Raw genomic sequence first — 19,825 nt, forward strand, 5'->3', positions numbered from 1 at the left:
TGATACTAGGAATGAAGAAGAGGGTTGATCGGCTTTGGCATGTCGATTTCCGCGCGCAAACTAAACGCACGTTGCAGGAAACTCTGAGCCCGGATCAGTCGAAAATGCCGCCATTATAATGTTCGTTGTCGGTTTGGAACAAGATCAAAGGCCGCCAAGGCCGGATTTATAGGGGTTGGCGGCGCACAAAACGCTTGACTGCTAGCCGAACATCTCGGTGGTATAACGATAGGCTTGTATCTTGTCAGACCAATAGGCGGCGGGTAAGCCGGCCTTTTGTTTTAAGTGTTGTAAAAACTCGGTGGGGTTGGGTAAATCTTCCCACACCGAGGGCAGGAAGGTGCCGCGCCGGGCGCCTTCCTGCAAAATGATGCCGTCTATGCCGGGGCGCAGTTGCGCGATCAGATCCGCTTCGGACAAAAATGTCAGCGCTACGGCGGGGCTAAGCACGGAGATATGTAAGTCAAGATCGGCCAGTTCACCAGCGGCTAATGGCGGAAAGCGCCGGTCCCGGAACGCTGCCGCAAAGGCATTTTCGGCCACATCTTCCGCCAGAGGCCTTACCGCTTCCAGCATGCCGATACAGCCGCGCAATTGGCCACGGCTTTCCAGGGTGACGAAAGTCGCGCGGATTTCGCGTAATTCCGCTGGATAAGCATCCAAATCGACCGGTAACGGCCGACCGGTTTGCAGGCCGTGGGCTATGGATTGCCGGGCTAGTGCCAGCAAGCGATTTTGCGAGGTTTCAGTCAACGACATAGGCACCGTATCCCACCACTTGCTGTTTGTTTCCGGCCGTGTCGCCGGAATTGCGCAGATCTATGGTTTTAATAGACAGACCTTTTTGTTTCAGTAGCTTCAACAAGCCGTTGACCGGCACCTTGCCGCAGGCGGCCTCACCGCAAATTTCGTTGTATTGCAACTGCTCTATCATTCGGCTAGTCGCTTGATCCAGACGTTTGGCGGTGTCGTAGTCGTGATAATGGCTAAGATCGGAGCTGATGATCAGCAAGGTTTCATCGCCGCCCCACAACAGCTCCAGCGCCTGGCTGACTAGTTCGGGACTGGCGTCGCCGGCCACGATGGGGACCAGTGTGAATTGCTGTAAAACCGATTGCAGAAACGGCAGATGTACTTCCAGGCTGTGTTCCAGCGTGTGGGCTTGTTCGATGTATTCGACAAACGGCAAACTCACTAAGGCCTCGATAGCGGCCTGGTCTACCTCAACATCGCCGAGCGGGGTGGTGTAAGCGTGGGTTCTGCTGACTGCCAAGCCGCGAAACGCCACGTGATGCGAAGGGCCGATCAATACCACGCGGGTAATGCTGGCTGCGGCGGGCTTTAAACGGGCGTAAGCGGTAGCGGCTATCGGCCCGGAATAAACGTATCCGGCATGCGGCACGATCATGGCTTTGGGCGCTTTGCCGGTGGAGCGTACGTCCTGCAAATAGCCGAACACCGCGTCATGAAGTTGTTGGGGGTGGGCAGGATAAAACCGTCCTGCTACGGCGGGTTTTCTATTCATGCGCTGATCCTTTTTTAAAGTTTTAATACGATCAGAGGCCGGGCGGATAGCGGCGCATCAAAAAATTGAATACCCCGCCCATCTTGGGTTTATTCTACTGCTAACTCTCGCCGATAACGACCCGATTTTATGCTTGGGGTTCAAGGAGCATCGCCATGACTACTTTACTCAGCGCGGATACAGCAGCCACCCGTTATTGGCATGTGTTGGCGGACGGCAAGGTGCAGTGCGACTTGTGTCCGCGCTTTTGCAAATTGCATGAAGGCCAACGCGGCTTGTGCTTTGTGCGGCAGAATCTGCATGGTCAAATCGTGATGACCAGTTACGGCCGCTCCAGCGGTTTTGCCATCGATCCCATCGAGAAAAAGCCGTTAAACCATTTTCTACCCGGCACGCCGATTTTTTCCTTCGGCACCGCGGGCTGCAATTTAGCCTGCAAGTTTTGCCAGAATTGGGACATCAGCAAGTCGCGGGAGATGGATACGCTGATGAGCCGGGCCGAGCCGGAAGCAATAGCCAGGGCCGCTTTGGAACATGGTTGCAGTAGCGTCGCCTATACCTACAACGATCCGGTGATTTTCCACGAATACGCCATCGATACGGCACAAGCCTGCCGGGAGCTGGGTTTGAAGTCCGTGGCTGTGACCGCCGGCTATGTCTGCGCCGAGCCGCGCGCCGAGTTTTATCGCTACATGGACGCGGCCAATGTCGATTTAAAAGCCTTCTCCGAGGATTTTTACCACAAGATCACCGGTGGCCATCTGCAAGCGGTGCTGGAAACGCTGCAATATTTAAAACACGAAACCCCGGTCTGGTTGGAGTTGACTACGTTGCTGATTCCCGGCACCAACGATTCCGAGGCGGAATTGGAAGCCATGACCCAATGGGTGGTCGAGCATCTTGGTCCGGATGTGCCCATGCATTTCACCGCGTTTCATCCGGATTGGAAAATGACGGATACCCCGCACACGCCGCGGTCCACATTGTTGCTGGCGCGCAGCATTGCCTTGAAAAACGGCGTGCGTTACGCCTATGTCGGCAATGTTCACGACAAATCGGCGGAGAGCACCTATTGCCACGGCTGCGGGAAAATTTTGATCGGTCGTGATTGGTACGAACTGTCGGATTGGAATTTGGATGCCGCCGGCAACTGCCGGTTTTGCGGATGTTCTTGTGCCGGGGTGTTTAATCCTTTACCCGGCGATTGGGGCGCCAAGCGCCAGGCAGTCAAGTTTTAAGGTTTAAGACCAGGCATCCGGATTGATTTGGCCGATAGCCTGAAATGTGGGTTTGCAGAATAGATAGCCTTGAAACAGCGTGACGCCGCAGCCCAGCAGAAAATCCCGTTCGGCCTTGGTTTCGATGCCTTCCGCCAGCACTTCGATGCCGAGTTCGCGGCAGATTTGCACAACCCCTCCCACTATCGCCTGTTTGGGTTTGCTGAGATTGATGTCGCGCACCAAATCCATATCCAGTTTCAGCACATCCGGCTGGAATTCGGCGAGTAGGTTCAGGCCGGCGTAGCCCGCGCCGAAGTCGTCGATAGCGGTTTTAAAACCAAAGCGCCGGTATTCGGTGAATATATTGATTAAATGCGGACGGTCGGACACATCCTCGCCTTCAATCACTTCGAAAATGATGCGGTCTTTGGAAAAGTTGTAGCGTTGCGCGGCTTCAAAAGTCGAGCGGATACAGGCTTCGGGTTGGTAAACCGCATTCGGCATGAAGTTAATCGATACAAACTCCTGGATACCCAACCTCGCTGCGCCTTCCACGGCTTTAATCCGGCAGTTTTGGTCGAAGCGATAGCGGTTGGCATCGGTGACTTTGGCGAGTATCGATGCGGCCGATTCACCGTTAACGCCGCGCACCAGCGCTTCGTGGGCAAAAACGGTGCGGGCAAAAAAATTGACGATGGGCTGATAGGCAAAACTAAAATCGAAATCCAGTTCTTCCAGGTCTCGGCAACGGTTACAGCTGGGCAGGTCGGTATTGGTGTTGGTCTGTGGCGAATTTGGCGTGGTTTTTTCTGGCATAACGGATTCTCGAAATCGATGTCAGGATGTTGATCATCCTTGCTTGAGCAGGCTTGCTTCCCTGGTAATCGTCATTATCAAGTGTAGCGAAGTTGATGCGAATCATCATTTGCTTCGCAAATATTCGATGGTGCGGTTCGGGGTTCACCCAAATAGTTCAGTGTCAAATCCTAAGATTTAATTATTTGAACCAGCATCAATTTTGATTCTGCAGGGAAACTTGCATATGATAGCCCAACAAATTTAAGTCGGTGCTTGCTCACACTGTCCCTGCAAATATTCAGCAGGCTTCTGGCAAACGGAACTTAAGGGAATTCCATGAAAAAACCTCGATCACTCGATCACGACGGCCTGGATGGCATTATTCCGTCTACGGACAAAGCGCGGCTGAGTTCTGCCAATCCGCAAGGCAAATCAGACAAAACCTTTAAAAAACCCTTGCGCAGCAATGTGCCGTGGTTGCTTGGCGTGATTGGTTTGCTGGCCGTGGTGGCGGTTTTAGTGCCTGATTTAGCGCAAAAGCCGGCAGCTATTACCCAGACCTCAGCCTTGAATAAACCAGCAACACCAGACACCGGTCCTGAGCCGGCAACCCCCGATACCCAAGCGCCGCAGCCCTCAACAGAAGCCGCTCCAACCTTGCTTGCCGACGCTAAACCGGATCAAGCGATTGCTGCTAAGCAAGAGGCGCAACAGTCGGCATCCGCCAACGACAATCCGCAAACATCGGATCCGATGCCTGAGTTACCTACTGAGCCGACCGCGGCGGGTATTCCTAAAGTCTCGCCGGATACTGCGGCGCAAATCTCTGGCACGCCGTCTTTTACCGTGTATTTCAAATTCGATTCCAGCAAATTAACGCCGGAATCTGCGAACAGCAGCAACGAACTTTTGAGCGCGGCCAGAAGCTGCCAAAGCCGGATCAAACTAACCGGGCATACCTGCAATTTGGGTAGTGATGCCGCCAACGTGCAGTTGGGCTTGACGCGGGCTAATGCCGTTAAAAGACTGTTGGTCGGCAAAGGTATCGGCTCAACAGCCATCTTCACCGCATCGGAAGGTATGAGAAATCCGGCGGCGCCGAACGATACCAAAGAGGGCCAGGCCTTAAATCGTCGGGTCGAATTGCAGTGTGTGGATAATTAACCGAATTGAAGAGGGTAGACGCTATGATACAAAACAGTAAATCAGACTATCAGATAGCCCAGCAGCAAATTCTCGACGGTATTATTTCCGGCGAGTTCGATATAGAAAATCGCAACGATCTGGGCCCGCTGATTCCCATTCGCTTGTTTCAAGCCTTGCGCATGGTGGCTTTGGGTTCCAACGTAGAAGACATATTAGGCCAGGGTGCTCCTTCGCTGGTTTATCACTCGGGCCAGAGTTTGGGTTTGGCGATGGGCCAAATTGCCGCCGCCAATATCGATAAAGACCTGGAAACCTATGTCGGCAAAATCAAATTGCTGTGCCGGCAGTTGAGTATCGGTTTGGTGGTGCCGGATAAAGTGGACTTGTCCGCGGGCGTGTTGGAGTTAAGAGTGGATGAATGCGTGTCCTGCGCCGGTATTCATCATGTGTCGGCGCCTATTTGCCATTTCGAAGCCGGCATGGTCGGCGGTATTGTCAAAACTTTTTTCAATCGTAATGTAAAGGCCACCGAAACCAAGTGCAACGCGCTGGGCGACAAGACATGTTTAATCCGCGTCGATTTACTGTAGGTTGATAATTATTAAAAGCATCAGGAGAGCAACATGAGTAGTAATGTCCAATTTCTCGATCCGCGCAAATCTCAGAACAACGAAATCGATTCCATCTTGCGCAATCTGATGAACATCCAGGGCGTGTCGGCGGCGGCCATTGTCGATAGCGACGGCTTTGTCACGCATATTCACCGCGATTTTGAAATCAACACCGACGCCATCGGCGCTTCGGTACAGGTGGTATTCGGCGCGGCGGCCAAAGCGGCGCAACATGTCGGCCATCATTTAACCAATATGGTGATCTGCGAAAACAACGACGGCTACATTTTATCGACGCCGATAGACGCGGGCTTTATTTTGGCTCTGGTCACCCAGCGGGAAGCGTTGTTGGGGCGGGTGCGGTTTGAATTAAAAGAAACCATTCCGGTATTGAAAAAATTGTTCACCAGTTATCTGGCCAATTAACCGCCGTCTAGAGCTTAACTATGCATTGGTTTGAATCGCAGTTGGCGCAGTTGGATACGCTCGCCGACGATTATCTCACCGCGCGCCGGCAACCTGCGGCCGACATCGTCAATGTCAGCGAAGCCACCCGCTTAAAGCGTGCGGCATTCATTGACGCCGTGCAGTCTGTCGTGGATAAAGTGGTCAAGATCAATGGCGTAAGCGCTTGCGCAGCCTACCACGACGGCCTGATTCTGGCCCAATCCGCGGAAGCGCCCAATATGGATGCGTTCGGGGCGATTATTCAGGAAACCATTCGTGCTGCACAGCACGGTGAAACCTCGCTGGGTTTGGGCGAGATCGAACAGATCGTCATTGTCGGTGCCGTCAACAAGCTGGCAATGCTCAGCGTCGGGCCTATCATTTTGTGTATTTCCAGTCCCAAGGGCGTCAATCTGGCCTCTGTGTTAAGTCAGGCTAAATAGACGGCGGCAAGTCTATCCAGCCGTCGTTTCTTCCTTCTCGCCGGGTGCTGGCGAGAAACCCCATCCCCACGTTCGTAGAAATTGCCCTCCGTTACCAACTGAACTAAGCTGTTTAGTGAACGGCGGGTGTTGTCCCGCGGTTTCATAAAAATAACTAGATCTTCGCGTTATTAACCCGGCCCTATGGTCGCGGGTATGCCGTCCGGGCTGAGCTCGTCGAAGTCCAGGCTGGTGTGGGCAATGATTAAGGGCCGGGTTAATAAATCTCACTGGGGGGATGCAAAATGAAAGACTGTGGGTCTCAATTTGGCGTCGGCTGGTCTATCGGACTGGTTTTTGTGTTTAGCGTGCTGCGCCAGCCATTAACGCTGGCGGCGGAACCCGGCGGCGACTTTGAAGCCGATTCCAAGGCTGGCCGGACGTTTTCGACTGATTTGAAAGCGGCTGACGATGCTGTTATCGACACCCGTCTTTCCGAACAGGCCGATGAGGTCGGCAGGGATGTGGCGGATATGGATCTGCTGGAGCTGGTGAATGTCAAGGTGTCGCCGTTCGATGTGTCTTCCCAGCTTGATAGCGGATACCTTGCCTCGAATTCGGTGTCCGGCTCCCGTTTCGATGCACCGATCAGCGACTTGCCGTTTGCGCTCCAAGCCTTTACCGAGTCGTTCATCAAGGATCAAAAACCCCGCGATATTTTCGACATAGCCCGCTATTCGCCGGGAGTCACTTACCGCAGCAACGACTTCAACGAAGGCAATGCCAACTTGGCCATTCGCGGCTTTGCGGTGGGTTCTTTGGCCGGCGGCAATATTCACACGTTGCGCGACGGCGTCCACGGTCCGTCCATTTTGGATTTCACCAATATCTCGCGGCTTGAAGTGGTCAAGGGGCCGGCATCGTTTCTGTACGGTCAGGTCGCACCCGGCGGTATCGTCAACGTCATTACCAAAAACCCGCAGCGCCGGTTTGCCGCTGCTGCGGATGCGCGTTACGGTTCCTACGGTGAGTACCGTTTTGATGTTGACGTAACGGGACCGGCTACAAAAAACCTGTTCTACCGGCTGGCGGCTTCCTATGATCAGGATATGCATTACTGGGAGCCTTATGATGCGCATTCCTGGAATATCTCGCCTTCTTTGCTTTGGCAACCCAGCGACCGCCTGAGTGTCTCGGTAAAATACGAAAACTTCGAAAAGATCGAAGAGCCCCAGCTGATGCAAAAGCCCGGCTACAACACGCAGGCCGGCATATTGCCCACTGCCGCGGACCCCAACCTTTCCGGCGTCGATGTGCCGGGCTTGCCCGACAATTGGAACAGCATGGCTTACAGCGACTATCGGCATAGTCACACCCACAATCTCAGTACCTGGATAGACTTTAAGGCCGACGAACACTGGAATCTACGTACCGGCTATTCGCATCTGGAATACGATGTCGATGCGCTGTTTACCGGTAACTTGGGCATGAGTAATAACACGACGTTGATGCAGGGTCGCCGAGTCAGGCAGCAAGCCTACAGCAACCGTGACGACACGATAGAACTGCAAGGCGTGGGTAAGTATGACCTGGGCGTCGCCAGTCTGCGCTTGCTGCTGGGCGGTCAATACATTGACCGCAACTTCCATCGCGCCGCCGGCCAGGCACCCAATGATCCGGCCTTGGGGAGCAATCCCACCGCTTCGCCCTTGCCTTTGTGGGATCTCGGCAATCCCAACACCTGGAACCGCCATACGGCGATACCCTTATCCCGGCTGACGACAAGCCTCACGGACGAGAACGTGAACGCTGTCGACAAATCGGTCTACGGCAGCTCTACCTTCGGTTTTTTCGATGACCGTTTGCTGCTGTTGGCCGGTTGGCGCTGGACATCAACAGAAAGCCAATACACAAACCGTCTGACCGGCCAAGCACAGGGCGCCACCGCAAGTGCGGTCACACCTCAATACGGGCTGCTCTTCAAGCTGACACCCGAATGGTCGTTGTTCGCCAGTTACGCGGAATCGTTCGTGCCGGGCACTTTTCCGGCCAACAATCTGGACGGTAGCACGTCGATTCCCAAGCCGACTGAGGGCTGGGGTTACGATGTCGGCATTAAAGCGGACTGGTTTGACGGTCGTTTATCCAGCACGCTGACTTACTTCGAGATCTTAAATAAAAACATCGTCAACGATATGGCGTTGACCAATTCCGCCGGCGGCATCACCATTTACGGTCTGCAAAGCGGTGAACAGCGTTCCCGGGGTATTGAATGGGACGCCACCGCTAAACTGACAGACGACTGGCAACTGTATCTGTCCTACAGCTATATGGATGCCAGGATCACCGAATTCAGCGGTCAGGATCATGCCATCCTCGCCCAAGACCCTGGCACGCTCGATGCAGCGGGGCTGGCTAACTACAAGAACGTCAATCGCTTCCACAACGCGCCGCTGCAAATGAGTGCGCCGCATCTGGCTAATCTATGGACACGTTACGACTTTAGCATTGAGGCGTTGCGCGGCCTGCATTTGGGCGGCGGTGTCAATCTGGTCTTCGATCAGACTTTGTTACCCGATAGCCCGGCTAATTCGCGGCAGACTTATGCTTTGTTGAACGCCCTCATCGGTTATACCTGGGAAGTGGGAGGGCATAGTATGAGCGTGGATCTGATGGGCAAAAACCTGCTGGACGAACAATACCGGCCTTCGCAAAGCAGCCGTAGCAGGCCCCGCGAGTTGATGATCAACTTTTCGGTGAAGTTTTGATACCGGGGCTAAGACTATGACACTAGCCGACTATCGGTACTGTTTCGCAGCGGCAAGCCGGTTAGTATTGGACATTGCCGATGTTGGGCGCTATGCCGGATGGGTTACGCAAGGAGTGCGGTTTTGACTGTGAATTCATCAGGGGCTTGCGATCAATGTGCAGGCAATAAGCTATGTCCGAGGCGCCATGCCAGGGCGGCCCTTTGGCTTGCTGCGCTGTTGTTGCTGCCGGGTTTGGCAGTCGGCCAGGAGGTGATAGTCGATAACCCCTATAAAGTAAAAGCGGCCTTTCTGCGTAATTTTGCTCATTACGTGGTTTGGCCGAAACAGGCGCTTCCCGCCGGAAATGCCCCTTGGTGTATCGGTGTGCTGGGGCCCGATCCGTTTGGCGATATTTTAGAAACCACCTTGCGTGGACGAACCGAGCAGGGCCGCAGCTTTGTCATTGTTCGCGCCGCCACGGTGGCAGAATTGCCGCCGTGTCAGATAGTTTTCATGGCTTATGCGGATGCCGCAAAGCGGCGCACGGCGCTGGCGGTGTTGAAACAGCAACCGGTTCTGACGGTCAGTGACGAGCCGGAATTCTTGCCGGATGGTGGAGTCATAGGATTTGAAGTGACGGATAGGGTGCGGATGAGCGTCAACCTCGATCAAGCCCGAGCGGTTTCCTTGACGATTCAGACCAAAATGTTGGAAGTGTCCAGTGAGATTTTGGAAAACGGCGAGCTGCGCCGAATGAGATAAGTCATGTCCATCCAAGCCACTATTTACAACAGACTTGCGGCAGTGCTCTGGGGAGCGGCGCTGTTGGCGTTTGTGTTGGCTGTGGCGGGGCTGGCGCTGTTTCACAGTATGACCCTGGAACAGCGCGTGCGGCAGATCATGGAGCCTTACGCGCAGTTGGTTGCTGTGGGCACAGAGGCGGCGGTGGCTTTCGAAGATCCCTCGCGGGCTCAGGAAGTGCTGGATACCTTGCGCGCCAATCCGCAAATTCAAGAGGCGGATATTTTTTTAGATGACGGGCGGATGCTGGCCAGCCTCAACCACACTGCCTCCGAGCCGCCGCGGAGTATGCCAACCTTAGCCGATGGCATTTATCTAAACCACGATACCGCGGAGTTACTGCAGGGTTTAGGCAAAGGCGGGCGCTTGCGCATCGTGATGGGTTTGGAGCAATTGAGTCAGCAAACTCACCAGCTGCTCTGGTTATTCGGTGCCGGTATGCTGGTGCTGTTGGCCGCTACCTTAGGGCAACTGGCGGTGCTGCGGCGGACTATCATTCAGCCGATTGCTTCCTTAACCGTCGCTGCGGAGCGGGTTCGGCTGTCCGCCGACTACCGGCACCGGGTTCCTGTCGTCGGCGCCGATGAATTGGCGCGCTTGGGGGGAAGCTTCAACGCCATGTTGGAAGCGGTTGAAGAACGTGAAATGGCATTGTCCCGGCTTAACGCCTTTCATCGTACGATTTTGGACAACGCGGCCTATGCCATCGTCTCTACATCCGCCGACGGCACTGTTACCAGCTTCAATTTAGCCGCGGAGCGCTTGTTGGGGTATACGGCCGACGAGTTGATAGGCCAACACACCCCGGCACTTTGGCACGATGCAGCCGAGATCCAACGGCGTGCTCAGACATTGTCTGCAGAACTGGGTGTCTTGATTAATCCGGGATTTGAAGTGTTTACCGCGCATTCTCAACGGGGTCTACGCGAAGAAAACGAGTGGACTTTTATCTGCAAGGACGGGACGCGCGTGCCGGTCAATCTGTCTATAACGGCCTTACAGGGAGAGGGCGGCGCCGTTAGCGGGTTCGTTGGCTTGGTTTATGATCTGACCGAGCGGAAACAGGCGCAGCACCAACTGCAATTGCTGACTTATGCCCTGGATCAAGTGAAGGAATCCATATTCCTGATGCCGGGGAACGATCCGAAATTTCTTTATGCGAATCAGGGGGCCGCCAACCGATTAGGCTATAGTCGAGATGAGCTTACCCGCGGAATGGGGGTGTTTGATATTGATCCCAGCTGGTCGCCGGACGTGTGGGAGAAATTTTGGCCGGTGTTGTCCGTGAGTCGCCAAATGCAATTCGAAACCAGTCACCGGACACGTAATGGGCGGGTTTTCCCTGTGGAAGTGACCGGTAACTGTTTTGAGTTTGATGGCAAGACATACAATCTGGCAATTTGCCGGGATATTAGCGAACGCAAGAACGCCGAGAAATTGTTGTCGGAATACGCCGCGATCATTGAATCCACTGAAGATGCCATCATCGGTAAAACTCTCGATAGCGTCATTACCAGCTGGAACAAGGGTGCGGAACGCATGTTTGGCTATAGGGCCGACGAGATCGTCGGTCATTCGATTGCTATTTTGATACCCGGAGAATGCCAAAATGAGGAGCGGGAAATTCAGGATAGAGTCAGGCGGGGAGAATCGATTAGGCATTACGAGACGATCCGCCGCCGTAAGGATGGGCAATTGATTGACGTTTCGGTAACGGTGTCGCCGCTACGAAATTCAAAAGGCGAAATTGTCGGGGCTTCCAAAATTGCGCGCGACATCACTGATCGCAAACGCGCAGAAAACGAACTGATGCGCTACCGAAACGAGTTGGAAAACACTGTGCAGCAACGGACGGCGGAATTGCTGTTGGCTCGCGACGCCGCCGAAGCGGCTAATAAAGCCAAGAGCGTATTCCTGGCTAACATGAGCCACGAATTACGCACCCCGATGAACGCGATTCTCGGCTTTTCCGCCATTCTGCTGAAAAATGCCCGGCTACAAGACGGTGATCGCGCCAATGTCGAAATTATCAATCGTAGCGGCGAGCACTTGCTGAATTTGATTAATGACGTGCTGGAAATGGCCAAGATAGAAGCGGGCCGGGTCCAATTGGAAGACGCGCCATTCGATTTGGGGGAAATGGTGCTGGATGTGATGAAGATGATGCAGGTACGCGCGGCCGAGAAAAATCTGCAAATAGTCGTCGATCAGTCTTCCTCATTTCCGCGCTATATCATCGGTGACCAGGCCCGCTTGCGCCAGATATTGATCAATCTGGTGGGCAATGCGTTGAAATTTACCCAGCAAGGCGGGGTGGTCATACGCCTGTCCACCAAGAACAACGCCATCGCCCATCTGTTGATTGAAGTGGAGGACTCCGGTCCTGGGATTGCCGCTGAAGACCAAAAGCACATTTTCGAACCGTTTGTGCAGATAGGACACCTGGCCAACAACAAAGGTACCGGGCTGGGCTTAAGCATCACCCGCCAATTTGTGCAATTAATGAAGGGCTCAATCAGTCTGGAGAGTTCACCGGGAAAGGGTTCGCTGTTTCGCATTGATGTGCCGCTGAAGCAGGCGCAGGCCGCCGATATTACCGATTTGTACCGATTGGAAGAACGCATGGTGCTGGGGCTGATGCCGGGGCAGGATAATTATCGGATTCTGGTAATCGAAGATCAGCTGGAGAATCGATTATTGCTGGTGAATCTGATGGAGGCCGTGGGCTTTCAGGTTAAGGTAGCCGAGAACGGCGAGTTGGGCGTGGTATGTTTCCAAAGTTGGCAACCACACTTAATCTGGATGGATAGACAGATGCCCGTAATGGATGGTTTGGAAGCGACCAGAATCATTCGAAGCTTGCCGGGCGGCAAACAGGTGAAGATAGTGGCGGTCACGGCGTCGGCTTTCACCGAGCAACGGGCGGATATTATGGCGGCCGGCATGGACGACTTAATCTGTAAGCCTTTCCGGGCCAACGAAATTTACGATTGTCTGAGCCGGCTCTTGGGCGTGCGCTATGTTTATGCAGACTCATCGGCAATGATGCCGGAGGACGTGATTTTGACGCCGGAGATGCTGTCGGTCGTGCCGCAGAATTTACGCGAGGATTTGCAGTTGGCGGTGAATAATCTGGACAGTGAGCGTATAGGCGGGATTATTCAACAGATTGCGGCTTATGATCTGCGGGTGGCCGCTGCATTGACTCGGCTTGCCGAAGCTTATGAATATCCGACTATTCTTAATGTATTGGGAACTCACTAAAACATCATGGTAAATGCAGGCAAAATTCTGGTCGTTGACGACACTTCGGCGTCTTTGAAGTTACTGTCGGACCTGCTTAAGGCTGAAGGGTACGAGGTGCGCTCGGCGATAAACGGTGAGCTGGCCGTTAATTTTGCTACTGCCAATCCGCCTGATTTGGTGTTGCTGGATATTTTGATGCCGGGTATGGGCGGCTTTGAGGTTTGCCGTCTGCTCAAAGCGCATCCGGATACCCGCCATGTGCCGATTATTTTCATCAGTGCGCTGTCGGACCCGGACGAAAAAGTCCAAGGCTTTGAGCTGGGCGCGGTGGACTTTGTCACCAAGCCGTATCAACGTGAGGAGCTGCTGGCGCGCGTGCGCACACATTTGGAAATCGACCGGCTGCGCAATCATCTGGAAGAGTTGGTGGAAGAGCGTAGCCACCAGCTCCTGGAGAGCGAGAAAAAGCTCAGAGCCAGTCTGAACGATCTGGTTGCGGCCCATAGCCTCATGCACACCTTGCTGCGGACTATTCCCGATCTGGTCTGGTTAAAGGATCTGCAGGGTGTGTATATCAGTTGCAATCTGCAATTCGAACGCTTATACGGCGCCAAGGAAGCCGACATCGTCGGCAAGACCGATTACGAATTTACCTCCAGGGAACTGGCCGATTTTTTCCGGGACCATGATCGCAAAGCTCTGGCCGCCGGCAAGGTTTGCGCCAACGAAGAATGGCTGACTTTCGCTGATAACGGTTACTACGGCTTGTTCGAAACTCTGAAGACACCGGTATTGAATCAGGACGGCAAACCGATAGGCGTGCTCGGCATTGCCCGCGACGTGACCGAGCGTAAAGCGGCAGAAGCGAAAGTCCAACGCCATATGCAGCTCTATGCGGCCTTGAGTCATTGCAATAAAGCCATCGTCCACAGTGCCGATGAAACCGAACTGTTTCTGGAAATTTGCCGCGCTGCCGTGGAGTTTGGCGGTATGAAAATGGCTTGGGTTGGCTTGTTTGCGGCCGATCAGTGCTCGATACGCCCGGTCGCCAGTTTTGGGGAAGGCGCGGAAGAGTTGGCTACTATCGATATGTGCATGGATGCCGCCAGTGCTTTCGGCCGCGGTCCCGCCAGCGTGGCAATCCGCGAACAACGCCCTTGTTGGTGTCAGGATTTTATTAACGATCCGATGACCGTGCCGTGGCGAGAGCAAGGCTTGCGCGCCGGCTGGGCGGCGTCGGCTGCGTTGCCTTTACTCAAAAACGACCAGGCGGTCGGCGCATTCGTACTGTACGCCGACGAGGCGAACGCCTTCGACGATGCGGCGCGGGACCTGTTGGTCGAAATGTCCATGGATATTAACTTCGCCTTGGAAAATTTCAGCCGCGCGTTGGCTCAAAAACAGGCGGAAGCCGAGATCGAGCGCCTAGCGTTTTACGATCCGTTAACCAATCTGCCGAATCGCCGTCTGCTTTACGACCGCCTGCAACAAGCCATAGTCACCAATGCCCGGCATGATAAGCATGGCGCGGCCTTGTTTATTGACCTGGATAACTTCAAAGCGCTCAACGACACCAAAGGCCATACAATTGGCGACTTGCTGCTGATCGAGGTTGCCCAACGTCTGCGAGAATGCGTGCGCGAAGGCGATACCGTCGCCAGGTTGGGCGGCGACGAATTTGTGATGATATTGAACAGCCTAAGTGCGGACGAAACCCGGGCGTCTGCCCATACCAAAATGCTGGCCGGTAAAATTCTTTCTGCCATTAATCAGCCTTATTCGTTGCAGGGATACGATCACCATTGCTCGGCCAGCATGGGTATCTGCATGTTTCGCAACCAACATATTACGGCAGAGGAATTGCTGAAATACACCGATACCGCGCTTTACCAAGCCAAACGCGGCGGCCGTAACAAGCTGCTGTTTTACGATCCGGTGATGCAGGCCGCTTTGGAAACCCGCGCGGTATTGGAAAGCAATTTGCGTGTGGCGCTAAGCGAGCAGCAATTGGTGCTTTATTACCAGATGCAGGTCAACCGCGCCGGTCAGATTCTTGGCGCAGAAGTCTTGATACGTTGGCTCCATCCCGAGCGCGGCCTGGTTTCGCCTGCGGAATTTATTCCATTGGCTGAGGACACTGGCTTGATCTTGCCGATTGGTAAATGGGTCATGGACTCGGCTTGTGCGCAGCTCAAAGCCTGGGAAAACGATCCGCTTAAGTCTGAGTTACAGCTTGCTGTGAATGTCAGCGCCCTGCAGTTTCATCAGGATGATTTCGTTGAGCAAGTGCGGCTTGCCCTGGCGCGCTACGACTTGAGCCCCAATCGGCTGAAACTTGAGCTCACCGAGAGTTTGGTGCTGGATGACATTGACGATGCGATTGTGAAGATGCAGCAACTGCGTGATTTTGGCGTGCGTTTTTCGATGGACGATTTTGGCACCGGCTATTCGTCGCTGAACTATCTGACCAAGTTACCGATAGACCAATTGAAGATCGATCAGTCCTTCGTGCGCAATATTACGGTATCCCAAAGTGATGCGGTGATTGTGCAAACCATCATCGGCATGGCCGATAACTTGGGTATCGAAAGTATCGCCGAAGGCGTTGAAACCGAAGAGCAGTTGACATTCTTGGAACGGCAAGGCTGTCAGTTATATCAGGGCTACTTGTTCAGTAAGCCGATACCGTTGGCTGATTTTGAAGCACTGTGCATTAAAAAGCCGTAGTCTTTTGGATTGCCTTGAATATAAGCCGAATGCAAAGAGGGCTGAAGCGACTGTGATTCGAATACTGCTTGCCACCGCAGTTATCGCCGCGCTGGTTGCCTGTCCTGCGTCGGAGGACGCACATTCCACAGCGACGGGGGCGGGGCCGGTGCTGACACTGGAAGCAGCGGTTGCCGGCAAGTGGCGCGACCCTGCCAACGTCGCCCGCGACAACTGGCGGCATCCGTTGCAAACGCTGACGTTCTTCGGCGTGAATCCGCAACAGACTGTGATCGAAATTACGCCGGGTTATGGTTGGTACGCGGAGATTCTGGCGCCTTTGCTCCGGGAAAACGGCCATTACATCGCCGCGGTGATAAACCCTGAGAGTGCCGTCAAGAACAGCGCCAAGCATTATTATGCAAAGCAACTCAACGCGCTTGAGCGCAAATTGCGTGCTGCACCAAGCCTATACGGCAGCCCGGAGATTCGGCTGTATGACGAAGCCAAGCCGACGTTTGGCGCACCCGCTTCAGCGGATGTGGTGCTGACGTTTCGCAATGTCCATAACTGGCGGGAAGCGGATAGCGTGGCGTTGATGTTCAAAGGTTTTTTCGACGTGCTTAAACCTGGCGGTACGCTGGGGCTGGTCGAACATCGGGCAAATGGCGATGTGGCGAACGACGATTTCTCCGGTTATATCGGCCAAAATCAGCTGATTGCCTGGGCCGGTGCCGCTGGCTTTGTATTGCAGGCTGCCAGCGAGATCAACGCCAACCCGTTGGACAACAAAGACCGCGAGGGTGGCGTGTGGCGCTTGCCGCCGGCATTCAGCCAAGGCAGCAAGGATAGGGATAAATACGCCGCGATTGGCGAAAGTGATCGAATGACGCTGCGATTTTTAAAGCCTTAAGCGAGCGGTTCGAGACCGGAGGCTTAAAACTCCCAAACCACTTTGCCGTAAACGCCGCGTTGCACTTCGGCAGCCTGGGTGAAAGTTTCCTGAATGTATTCCAGATGTTGGTTGTCCAACAGGTTTTGGCCGACCAGCGATAATTCGACGGCTTGATTGAGCTTCCAGGCCAGACGCAAATCCAGGGTGGTGTAGGCTTTGATATATGCCGGCCCGCTTAGGGTAAAGGCGCTGGCGTTGTCCACATATCGCAGCCAGGCATCCAGGGTAACGTCCGGTGTCGGATTGAGCATCGCCCGCAATGAGGTTTTGTGCTGCGGCGACACCGCTTCCTGGTAATACGGGTTGCTGGATAGTTCGGTTTTCAAAACGCTATAACTGAGGTCCCAGCGCCACCAATCCAGCATCTTCCAAACTATTGCAGTTTCCACGCCATAGGTTTTGCCCTTGCCGGTATTATCGATGATCAAAGGCTGTTTGATAAAAAACGGTACATTTGCCGGGTCTGTCGCTCCAGGATGATAGGAGCGCAGATTTTGATAATCGTTATAAAACAACGATACATCCAGGGAGAAGCTGTTGCTGGGGGTGTATCGATAGCCGGTTTCATAAGCCAACACCTCTTCGGATTGATAAGCGTTGGAACCGGTTACCGCGAGGGCCAGGGGTAAGGGCGTGCTGTTGGGGCTGGTCAGCGGCGGCACCACTTGGCCGATTAACTCCATATGCGCATCCACCCGCGACGGAATGCGCACGCCTCGGGAGATAGCCGCCCACAGCCGGTGATTGGGGTCAGGTCCCCAGAGTAAGCGTGCGCTGGGTTGCACTTCGATGCCGGTGTAATCGTTATGCTCCAGTTTGGAACCCAGTGTCAGCCATAGCTGCTCGTCCACCAAGGTTAATTGGTCTTGGAGAAAGGTACTGAAATAACTCTCGCCGCGTTGAGGTGGCGTGAAATTAACTAAGGTCTGCTTCACTTGGTTTTCTTTGGTATAGGTATACCGATAACCCGCTCCCCAGATAATGTCGTTCCAGTCGTTTAGCGCAAAGCGGTGTTGAAAATCGACGTCGCCGGTATAACGCTCTTCTTCAATAAAACTTTCTCTGCGGTCATAGCTGTCGAAGTAGAGTTGTAGAGCGTAATTTGAGGTGTCGGAAATGCGATGTTGTAGTCGGCCCAGCAAATTACCGCCGGTGGCTTGTACCTGGTCGGCAATCGTTTCTCGATAAGGCGCGGTGAACATAGCTAATCCGATTTGCTGGTTTAAATTGCTATGATAAACATCGCCTTGCACGGTGGCGGAGTCGGCGGCCGACCAGTCGGAGTCTATGCGAAAGCCGCCTTGCATTTTGCTCCAGGCATCGCCGGCGGGCTGGCCGTCGGCTCTGCTGAGCGTGTCACGATCAAAACCTTTGAGATAGGCGCGGCCGCTGGTGTTTTCGTTTAGTTTGCCGCCATAACGGAATGCACCGAATCCGCGTTCCTCGCTACCGCCGCCGGCGCTGAGTAAGCCGCCTTGGGTATCGGCGGCGTGTTTGGTGATGATGTTGATGACGCCATTCACGGCGTTGGCTCCCCACAGTGCCGCGCCGGAGCCGCGAATCACCTCGATGCGCTCCACGTCCTCCAGCATGACATCTTGCATTTCCCAATACACACCCGAGAAAGCCGGCGTGTAGATATTTCTACCGTCGATCAGCACCAGTAATTTATTGGAAAACCGGCCATTAAAACCGCGTGAGCTGACGGCCCATTTGTTGGCGTCGATGCGGCCGACGTCGATGCCGGGAGCCAAACGTAGTGCATCGGGAATGTTAGTGGCGCCGGCGCGTTTGATGTCGTCGTTGCTGATGACAAATACCGCCGCCGCCGCATCGCCTAGCGCTTGGGTTTTTTTGGAAACGGACGTGATTTTTACCGATAGCAGTTCTTCTAAATTCAACTCGGTTAAATCGGTATCGGCCGAAGCAATCTCCGTATGAATAGCCAAGCACAGCGCGCCTATCCAAACGGGGTAAAAGGTATTTTTCATTCTGTAGCAAATTGGGCATGGCAAGAGACAGCGTGTCTCTCGGGTTAATTCTTCAGTTGCAAATGTAGCGCAGCATCGATTTATCACAAAGTTTTTGTAGCATTTATGCATTCTACTTTGTCAGGCGCATAAAGGTGCTGGCCATTCCGGACCGCAAGTATCATGCTGCCCGCCTTAATGGAAATGGTGAACGCAAGAAAAGGCCGGTCAATAGGTCAATCTGTCGACTGACAGCGTTCTGCCCTGACAGGTGCGATGGAATGTGCTGCGCGTGAGGGCCAAGCAAATAGGGGAGGAGGGGATGCGCTGTTGGCCGTTGGTGGCGGGATGAAGATAAAGTTTTCAGCGGTATGCCAACGGCAGTGGCACGAGGACTTAAGCTGACGCAGTTTGTTGTTCCCCGGCCCTGATATGTCAGCGGCCCCGCGCCGCCCAGGGCCAAAAGGGCTGCGCTAAGGTTACCGCTTTCGAGGGATGACGATACTGGGTCTACATAGGAGCCGGAATAACTATCAGGCGGGTTTCACACCTCCGCCCACATTCTCAGCAGGTTGTGGTAACAGCCGGTCAGGTTGACGGTCGGCGCGGTGTCGCCTTGGGTGTTGCGCAATTCCAGGATAGCCATATCCATTTCAAATAACAGGCGGCGGCGTTCGGTTTCCCGCACCATGCTTTCCAGCCAGAAGAACGAAGCCAGCCGCGCGCCGCGCGTCACCGGTTCCACCCGATGCAGGCTGGAACCGGGATACAACACCATATCCCCAGCCGCGAGTTTCACGGCATGTTCGCCGTAGGTGTCTTCGATGACCAGTTCGCCGCCGTCGTAGCTGTCAGGCTCCGCCAGAAAAACCGTCGCCGATAAATCGGTACGCACCCGTTCGCCGCTGATCGGGCAGTGGCGGATAGCGTTATCGATGTGGTTGCCGAAGGTGTTGTGTTCTCCAGCATAGCGATTGAACAACGGCGGGAAAATCTTTTTCGGCAGAGCAGCCGACAGAAACAGGGGATTGCGATTCAGGGCGTTCAGCAGGATGGCACGGGCCGCCTGACTTTGCTCGGTTTGCTCCGGCAGTTGCCAATTGTTTTTGACCTGTGCCGACTGACTGCCGGCAGTGATGAGGCCATCCGCCCAAGGCGCGTCGGCCAGCATATCGCCGAGCTGTTGCAGTTCGGCAGGGGAAAGAACTTCCGGAATTTGGATCAACAT

The 19,825-nt window shown here is 54.2% G+C and carries 15 protein-coding genes; 10 read left to right on the forward strand and 5 right to left on the reverse strand.

What is annotated here, in order from left to right; translation table 11 throughout:
• Positions 1 to 201: 201 nt before the first annotated feature.
• The gene (gene amrA, locus QLH52_RS18815) at positions 202 to 759 is read right to left on the reverse strand and encodes an AmmeMemoRadiSam system protein A (protein WP_319962567.1); all 558 of its coding nucleotides are present in this window, start codon (positions 757 to 759) and stop codon (positions 202 to 204) included.
• On the reverse strand, positions 746 to 1,525 hold the full coding sequence (gene amrB, locus QLH52_RS18820; protein ID WP_319962568.1) for an AmmeMemoRadiSam system protein B: 780 nt from the start codon (positions 1,523 to 1,525) through the stop codon (positions 746 to 748). The genes amrA and amrB overlap by 14 nt, the downstream gene beginning before the upstream one ends.
• A 155-nt stretch (positions 1,526 to 1,680) precedes the next feature.
• Between amrB and amrS the strand changes: the two genes are divergently transcribed.
• Positions 1,681 to 2,763, forward strand: a complete 1,083-nt coding sequence (amrS, locus tag QLH52_RS18825) for an AmmeMemoRadiSam system radical SAM enzyme (RefSeq protein ID WP_101055197.1) — start codon at positions 1,681 to 1,683, stop codon at positions 2,761 to 2,763.
• 3 nt (positions 2,764 to 2,766) lie between these two features.
• Here amrS and QLH52_RS18830 read toward each other — a convergent pair whose 3' ends face one another.
• Positions 2,767 to 3,561 carry an EAL domain-containing protein gene (locus tag QLH52_RS18830; RefSeq protein ID WP_101055199.1) on the reverse strand — a complete coding sequence of 265 codons (795 nt, stop codon included), beginning with the start codon at positions 3,559 to 3,561 and terminating at the stop codon, positions 2,767 to 2,769.
• 318 nt (positions 3,562 to 3,879) lie between these two features.
• On the opposite strand from QLH52_RS18830, the gene QLH52_RS18835 reads away from it, so the two are divergent.
• The 9 genes from QLH52_RS18835 to QLH52_RS18875 all read left to right on the forward strand — a co-directional run bounded on the left by QLH52_RS18835 (position 3,880) and on the right by QLH52_RS18875 (position 16,585).
• Positions 3,880 to 4,707 (forward strand): OmpA family protein, encoded by an 828-nt coding sequence (locus QLH52_RS18835; protein ID WP_319962569.1) that lies wholly within the window; start codon positions 3,880 to 3,882, stop codon positions 4,705 to 4,707.
• Between the two features lie 23 nt (positions 4,708 to 4,730).
• Positions 4,731 to 5,279, forward strand: a complete 549-nt coding sequence (locus QLH52_RS18840; RefSeq protein WP_051669630.1) for a V4R domain-containing protein — start codon at positions 4,731 to 4,733, stop codon at positions 5,277 to 5,279.
• Positions 5,280 to 5,312: 33 nt separating this feature from the next.
• Positions 5,313 to 5,726, forward strand: a complete 414-nt coding sequence (locus QLH52_RS18845) for a roadblock/LC7 domain-containing protein (protein ID WP_033155353.1) — start codon at positions 5,313 to 5,315, stop codon at positions 5,724 to 5,726.
• Positions 5,727 to 5,746: 20 nt separating this feature from the next.
• On the forward strand, positions 5,747 to 6,190 hold the full coding sequence (locus tag QLH52_RS18850) for a roadblock/LC7 domain-containing protein (RefSeq protein ID WP_205450735.1): 444 nt from the start codon (positions 5,747 to 5,749) through the stop codon (positions 6,188 to 6,190).
• Between the two features lie 284 nt (positions 6,191 to 6,474).
• Complete coding sequence (locus tag QLH52_RS18855; RefSeq protein WP_319962570.1) at positions 6,475 to 8,937, forward strand: TonB-dependent siderophore receptor; 2,463 nt, start codon at positions 6,475 to 6,477, stop codon at positions 8,935 to 8,937.
• Between the two features lie 129 nt (positions 8,938 to 9,066).
• Positions 9,067 to 9,681, forward strand: a complete 615-nt coding sequence (locus tag QLH52_RS18860; RefSeq protein WP_319962605.1) for a YfiR family protein — start codon at positions 9,067 to 9,069, stop codon at positions 9,679 to 9,681.
• 3 nt (positions 9,682 to 9,684) lie between these two features.
• Positions 9,685 to 12,984: a PAS domain S-box protein gene (locus QLH52_RS18865; protein ID WP_319962571.1), complete on the forward strand. Its 3,300-nt coding sequence runs from the start codon at positions 9,685 to 9,687 to the stop codon at positions 12,982 to 12,984.
• Between the two features lie 6 nt (positions 12,985 to 12,990).
• Positions 12,991 to 15,693 carry an EAL domain-containing protein gene (locus tag QLH52_RS18870; RefSeq protein ID WP_319962572.1) on the forward strand — a complete coding sequence of 901 codons (2,703 nt, stop codon included), beginning with the start codon at positions 12,991 to 12,993 and terminating at the stop codon, positions 15,691 to 15,693.
• Positions 15,694 to 15,745: 52 nt separating this feature from the next.
• Entirely contained in the window at positions 15,746 to 16,585 is an 840-nt protein-coding gene (locus QLH52_RS18875) for a class I SAM-dependent methyltransferase (RefSeq protein ID WP_319962573.1), read from the forward strand.
• A 23-nt stretch (positions 16,586 to 16,608) separates the two neighbouring features.
• Here QLH52_RS18875 and QLH52_RS18880 read toward each other — a convergent pair whose 3' ends face one another.
• Both QLH52_RS18880 and QLH52_RS18885 read right to left on the reverse strand, forming a co-directional pair.
• A complete protein-coding gene (locus QLH52_RS18880; protein WP_101055215.1) occupies positions 16,609 to 18,618 on the reverse strand; it encodes a TOL_0244 family TonB-dependent receptor in 2,010 nt (669 codons plus the stop codon).
• Positions 18,619 to 19,141: 523 nt separating this feature from the next.
• Positions 19,142 to 19,825, reverse strand: coding sequence for a Fe2+-dependent dioxygenase (locus tag QLH52_RS18885; protein WP_319962574.1), 684 nt, complete (start codon positions 19,823 to 19,825; stop codon positions 19,142 to 19,144).

Origin of the sequence: Methylomonas defluvii (assembly GCF_033949435.1) — a bacterium.
GTDB lineage: Bacteria > Pseudomonadota > Gammaproteobacteria > Methylococcales > Methylomonadaceae > Methylomonas > Methylomonas defluvii.

Excerpts from the sequence above, each read along its gene's own strand:
- QLH52_RS18835 (WP_319962569.1), top strand. The coding sequence starts at position 3,880 with ATGAAAAAACCTCGATCACTCGATCACGACGGCCTGGATGGCATTATT.
- QLH52_RS18830 (WP_101055199.1), bottom strand. The coding sequence starts at position 3,561 with ATGCCAGAAAAAACCACGCCAAATTCGCCACAGACCAACACCAATACC.
- QLH52_RS18865 (WP_319962571.1), top strand. The coding sequence starts at position 9,685 with ATGTCCATCCAAGCCACTATTTACAACAGACTTGCGGCAGTGCTCTGG.
- QLH52_RS18845 (WP_033155353.1), top strand. The coding sequence starts at position 5,313 with ATGAGTAGTAATGTCCAATTTCTCGATCCGCGCAAATCTCAGAACAAC.
- QLH52_RS18855 (WP_319962570.1), top strand. The coding sequence starts at position 6,475 with ATGAAAGACTGTGGGTCTCAATTTGGCGTCGGCTGGTCTATCGGACTG.
- QLH52_RS18870 (WP_319962572.1), top strand. The coding sequence starts at position 12,991 with ATGGTAAATGCAGGCAAAATTCTGGTCGTTGACGACACTTCGGCGTCT.
- QLH52_RS18885 (WP_319962574.1), bottom strand. The coding sequence starts at position 19,825 with ATGTTGATCCAAATTCCGGAAGTTCTTTCCCCTGCCGAACTGCAACAG.
- QLH52_RS18840 (WP_051669630.1), top strand. The coding sequence starts at position 4,731 with ATGATACAAAACAGTAAATCAGACTATCAGATAGCCCAGCAGCAAATT.
- QLH52_RS18850 (WP_205450735.1), top strand. The coding sequence starts at position 5,747 with ATGCATTGGTTTGAATCGCAGTTGGCGCAGTTGGATACGCTCGCCGAC.
- amrB (WP_319962568.1), bottom strand. The coding sequence starts at position 1,525 with ATGAATAGAAAACCCGCCGTAGCAGGACGGTTTTATCCTGCCCACCCC.
- amrS (WP_101055197.1), top strand. The coding sequence starts at position 1,681 with ATGACTACTTTACTCAGCGCGGATACAGCAGCCACCCGTTATTGGCAT.
- QLH52_RS18880 (WP_101055215.1), bottom strand. The coding sequence starts at position 18,618 with ATGAAAAATACCTTTTACCCCGTTTGGATAGGCGCGCTGTGCTTGGCT.
- amrA (WP_319962567.1), bottom strand. The coding sequence starts at position 759 with ATGTCGTTGACTGAAACCTCGCAAAATCGCTTGCTGGCACTAGCCCGG.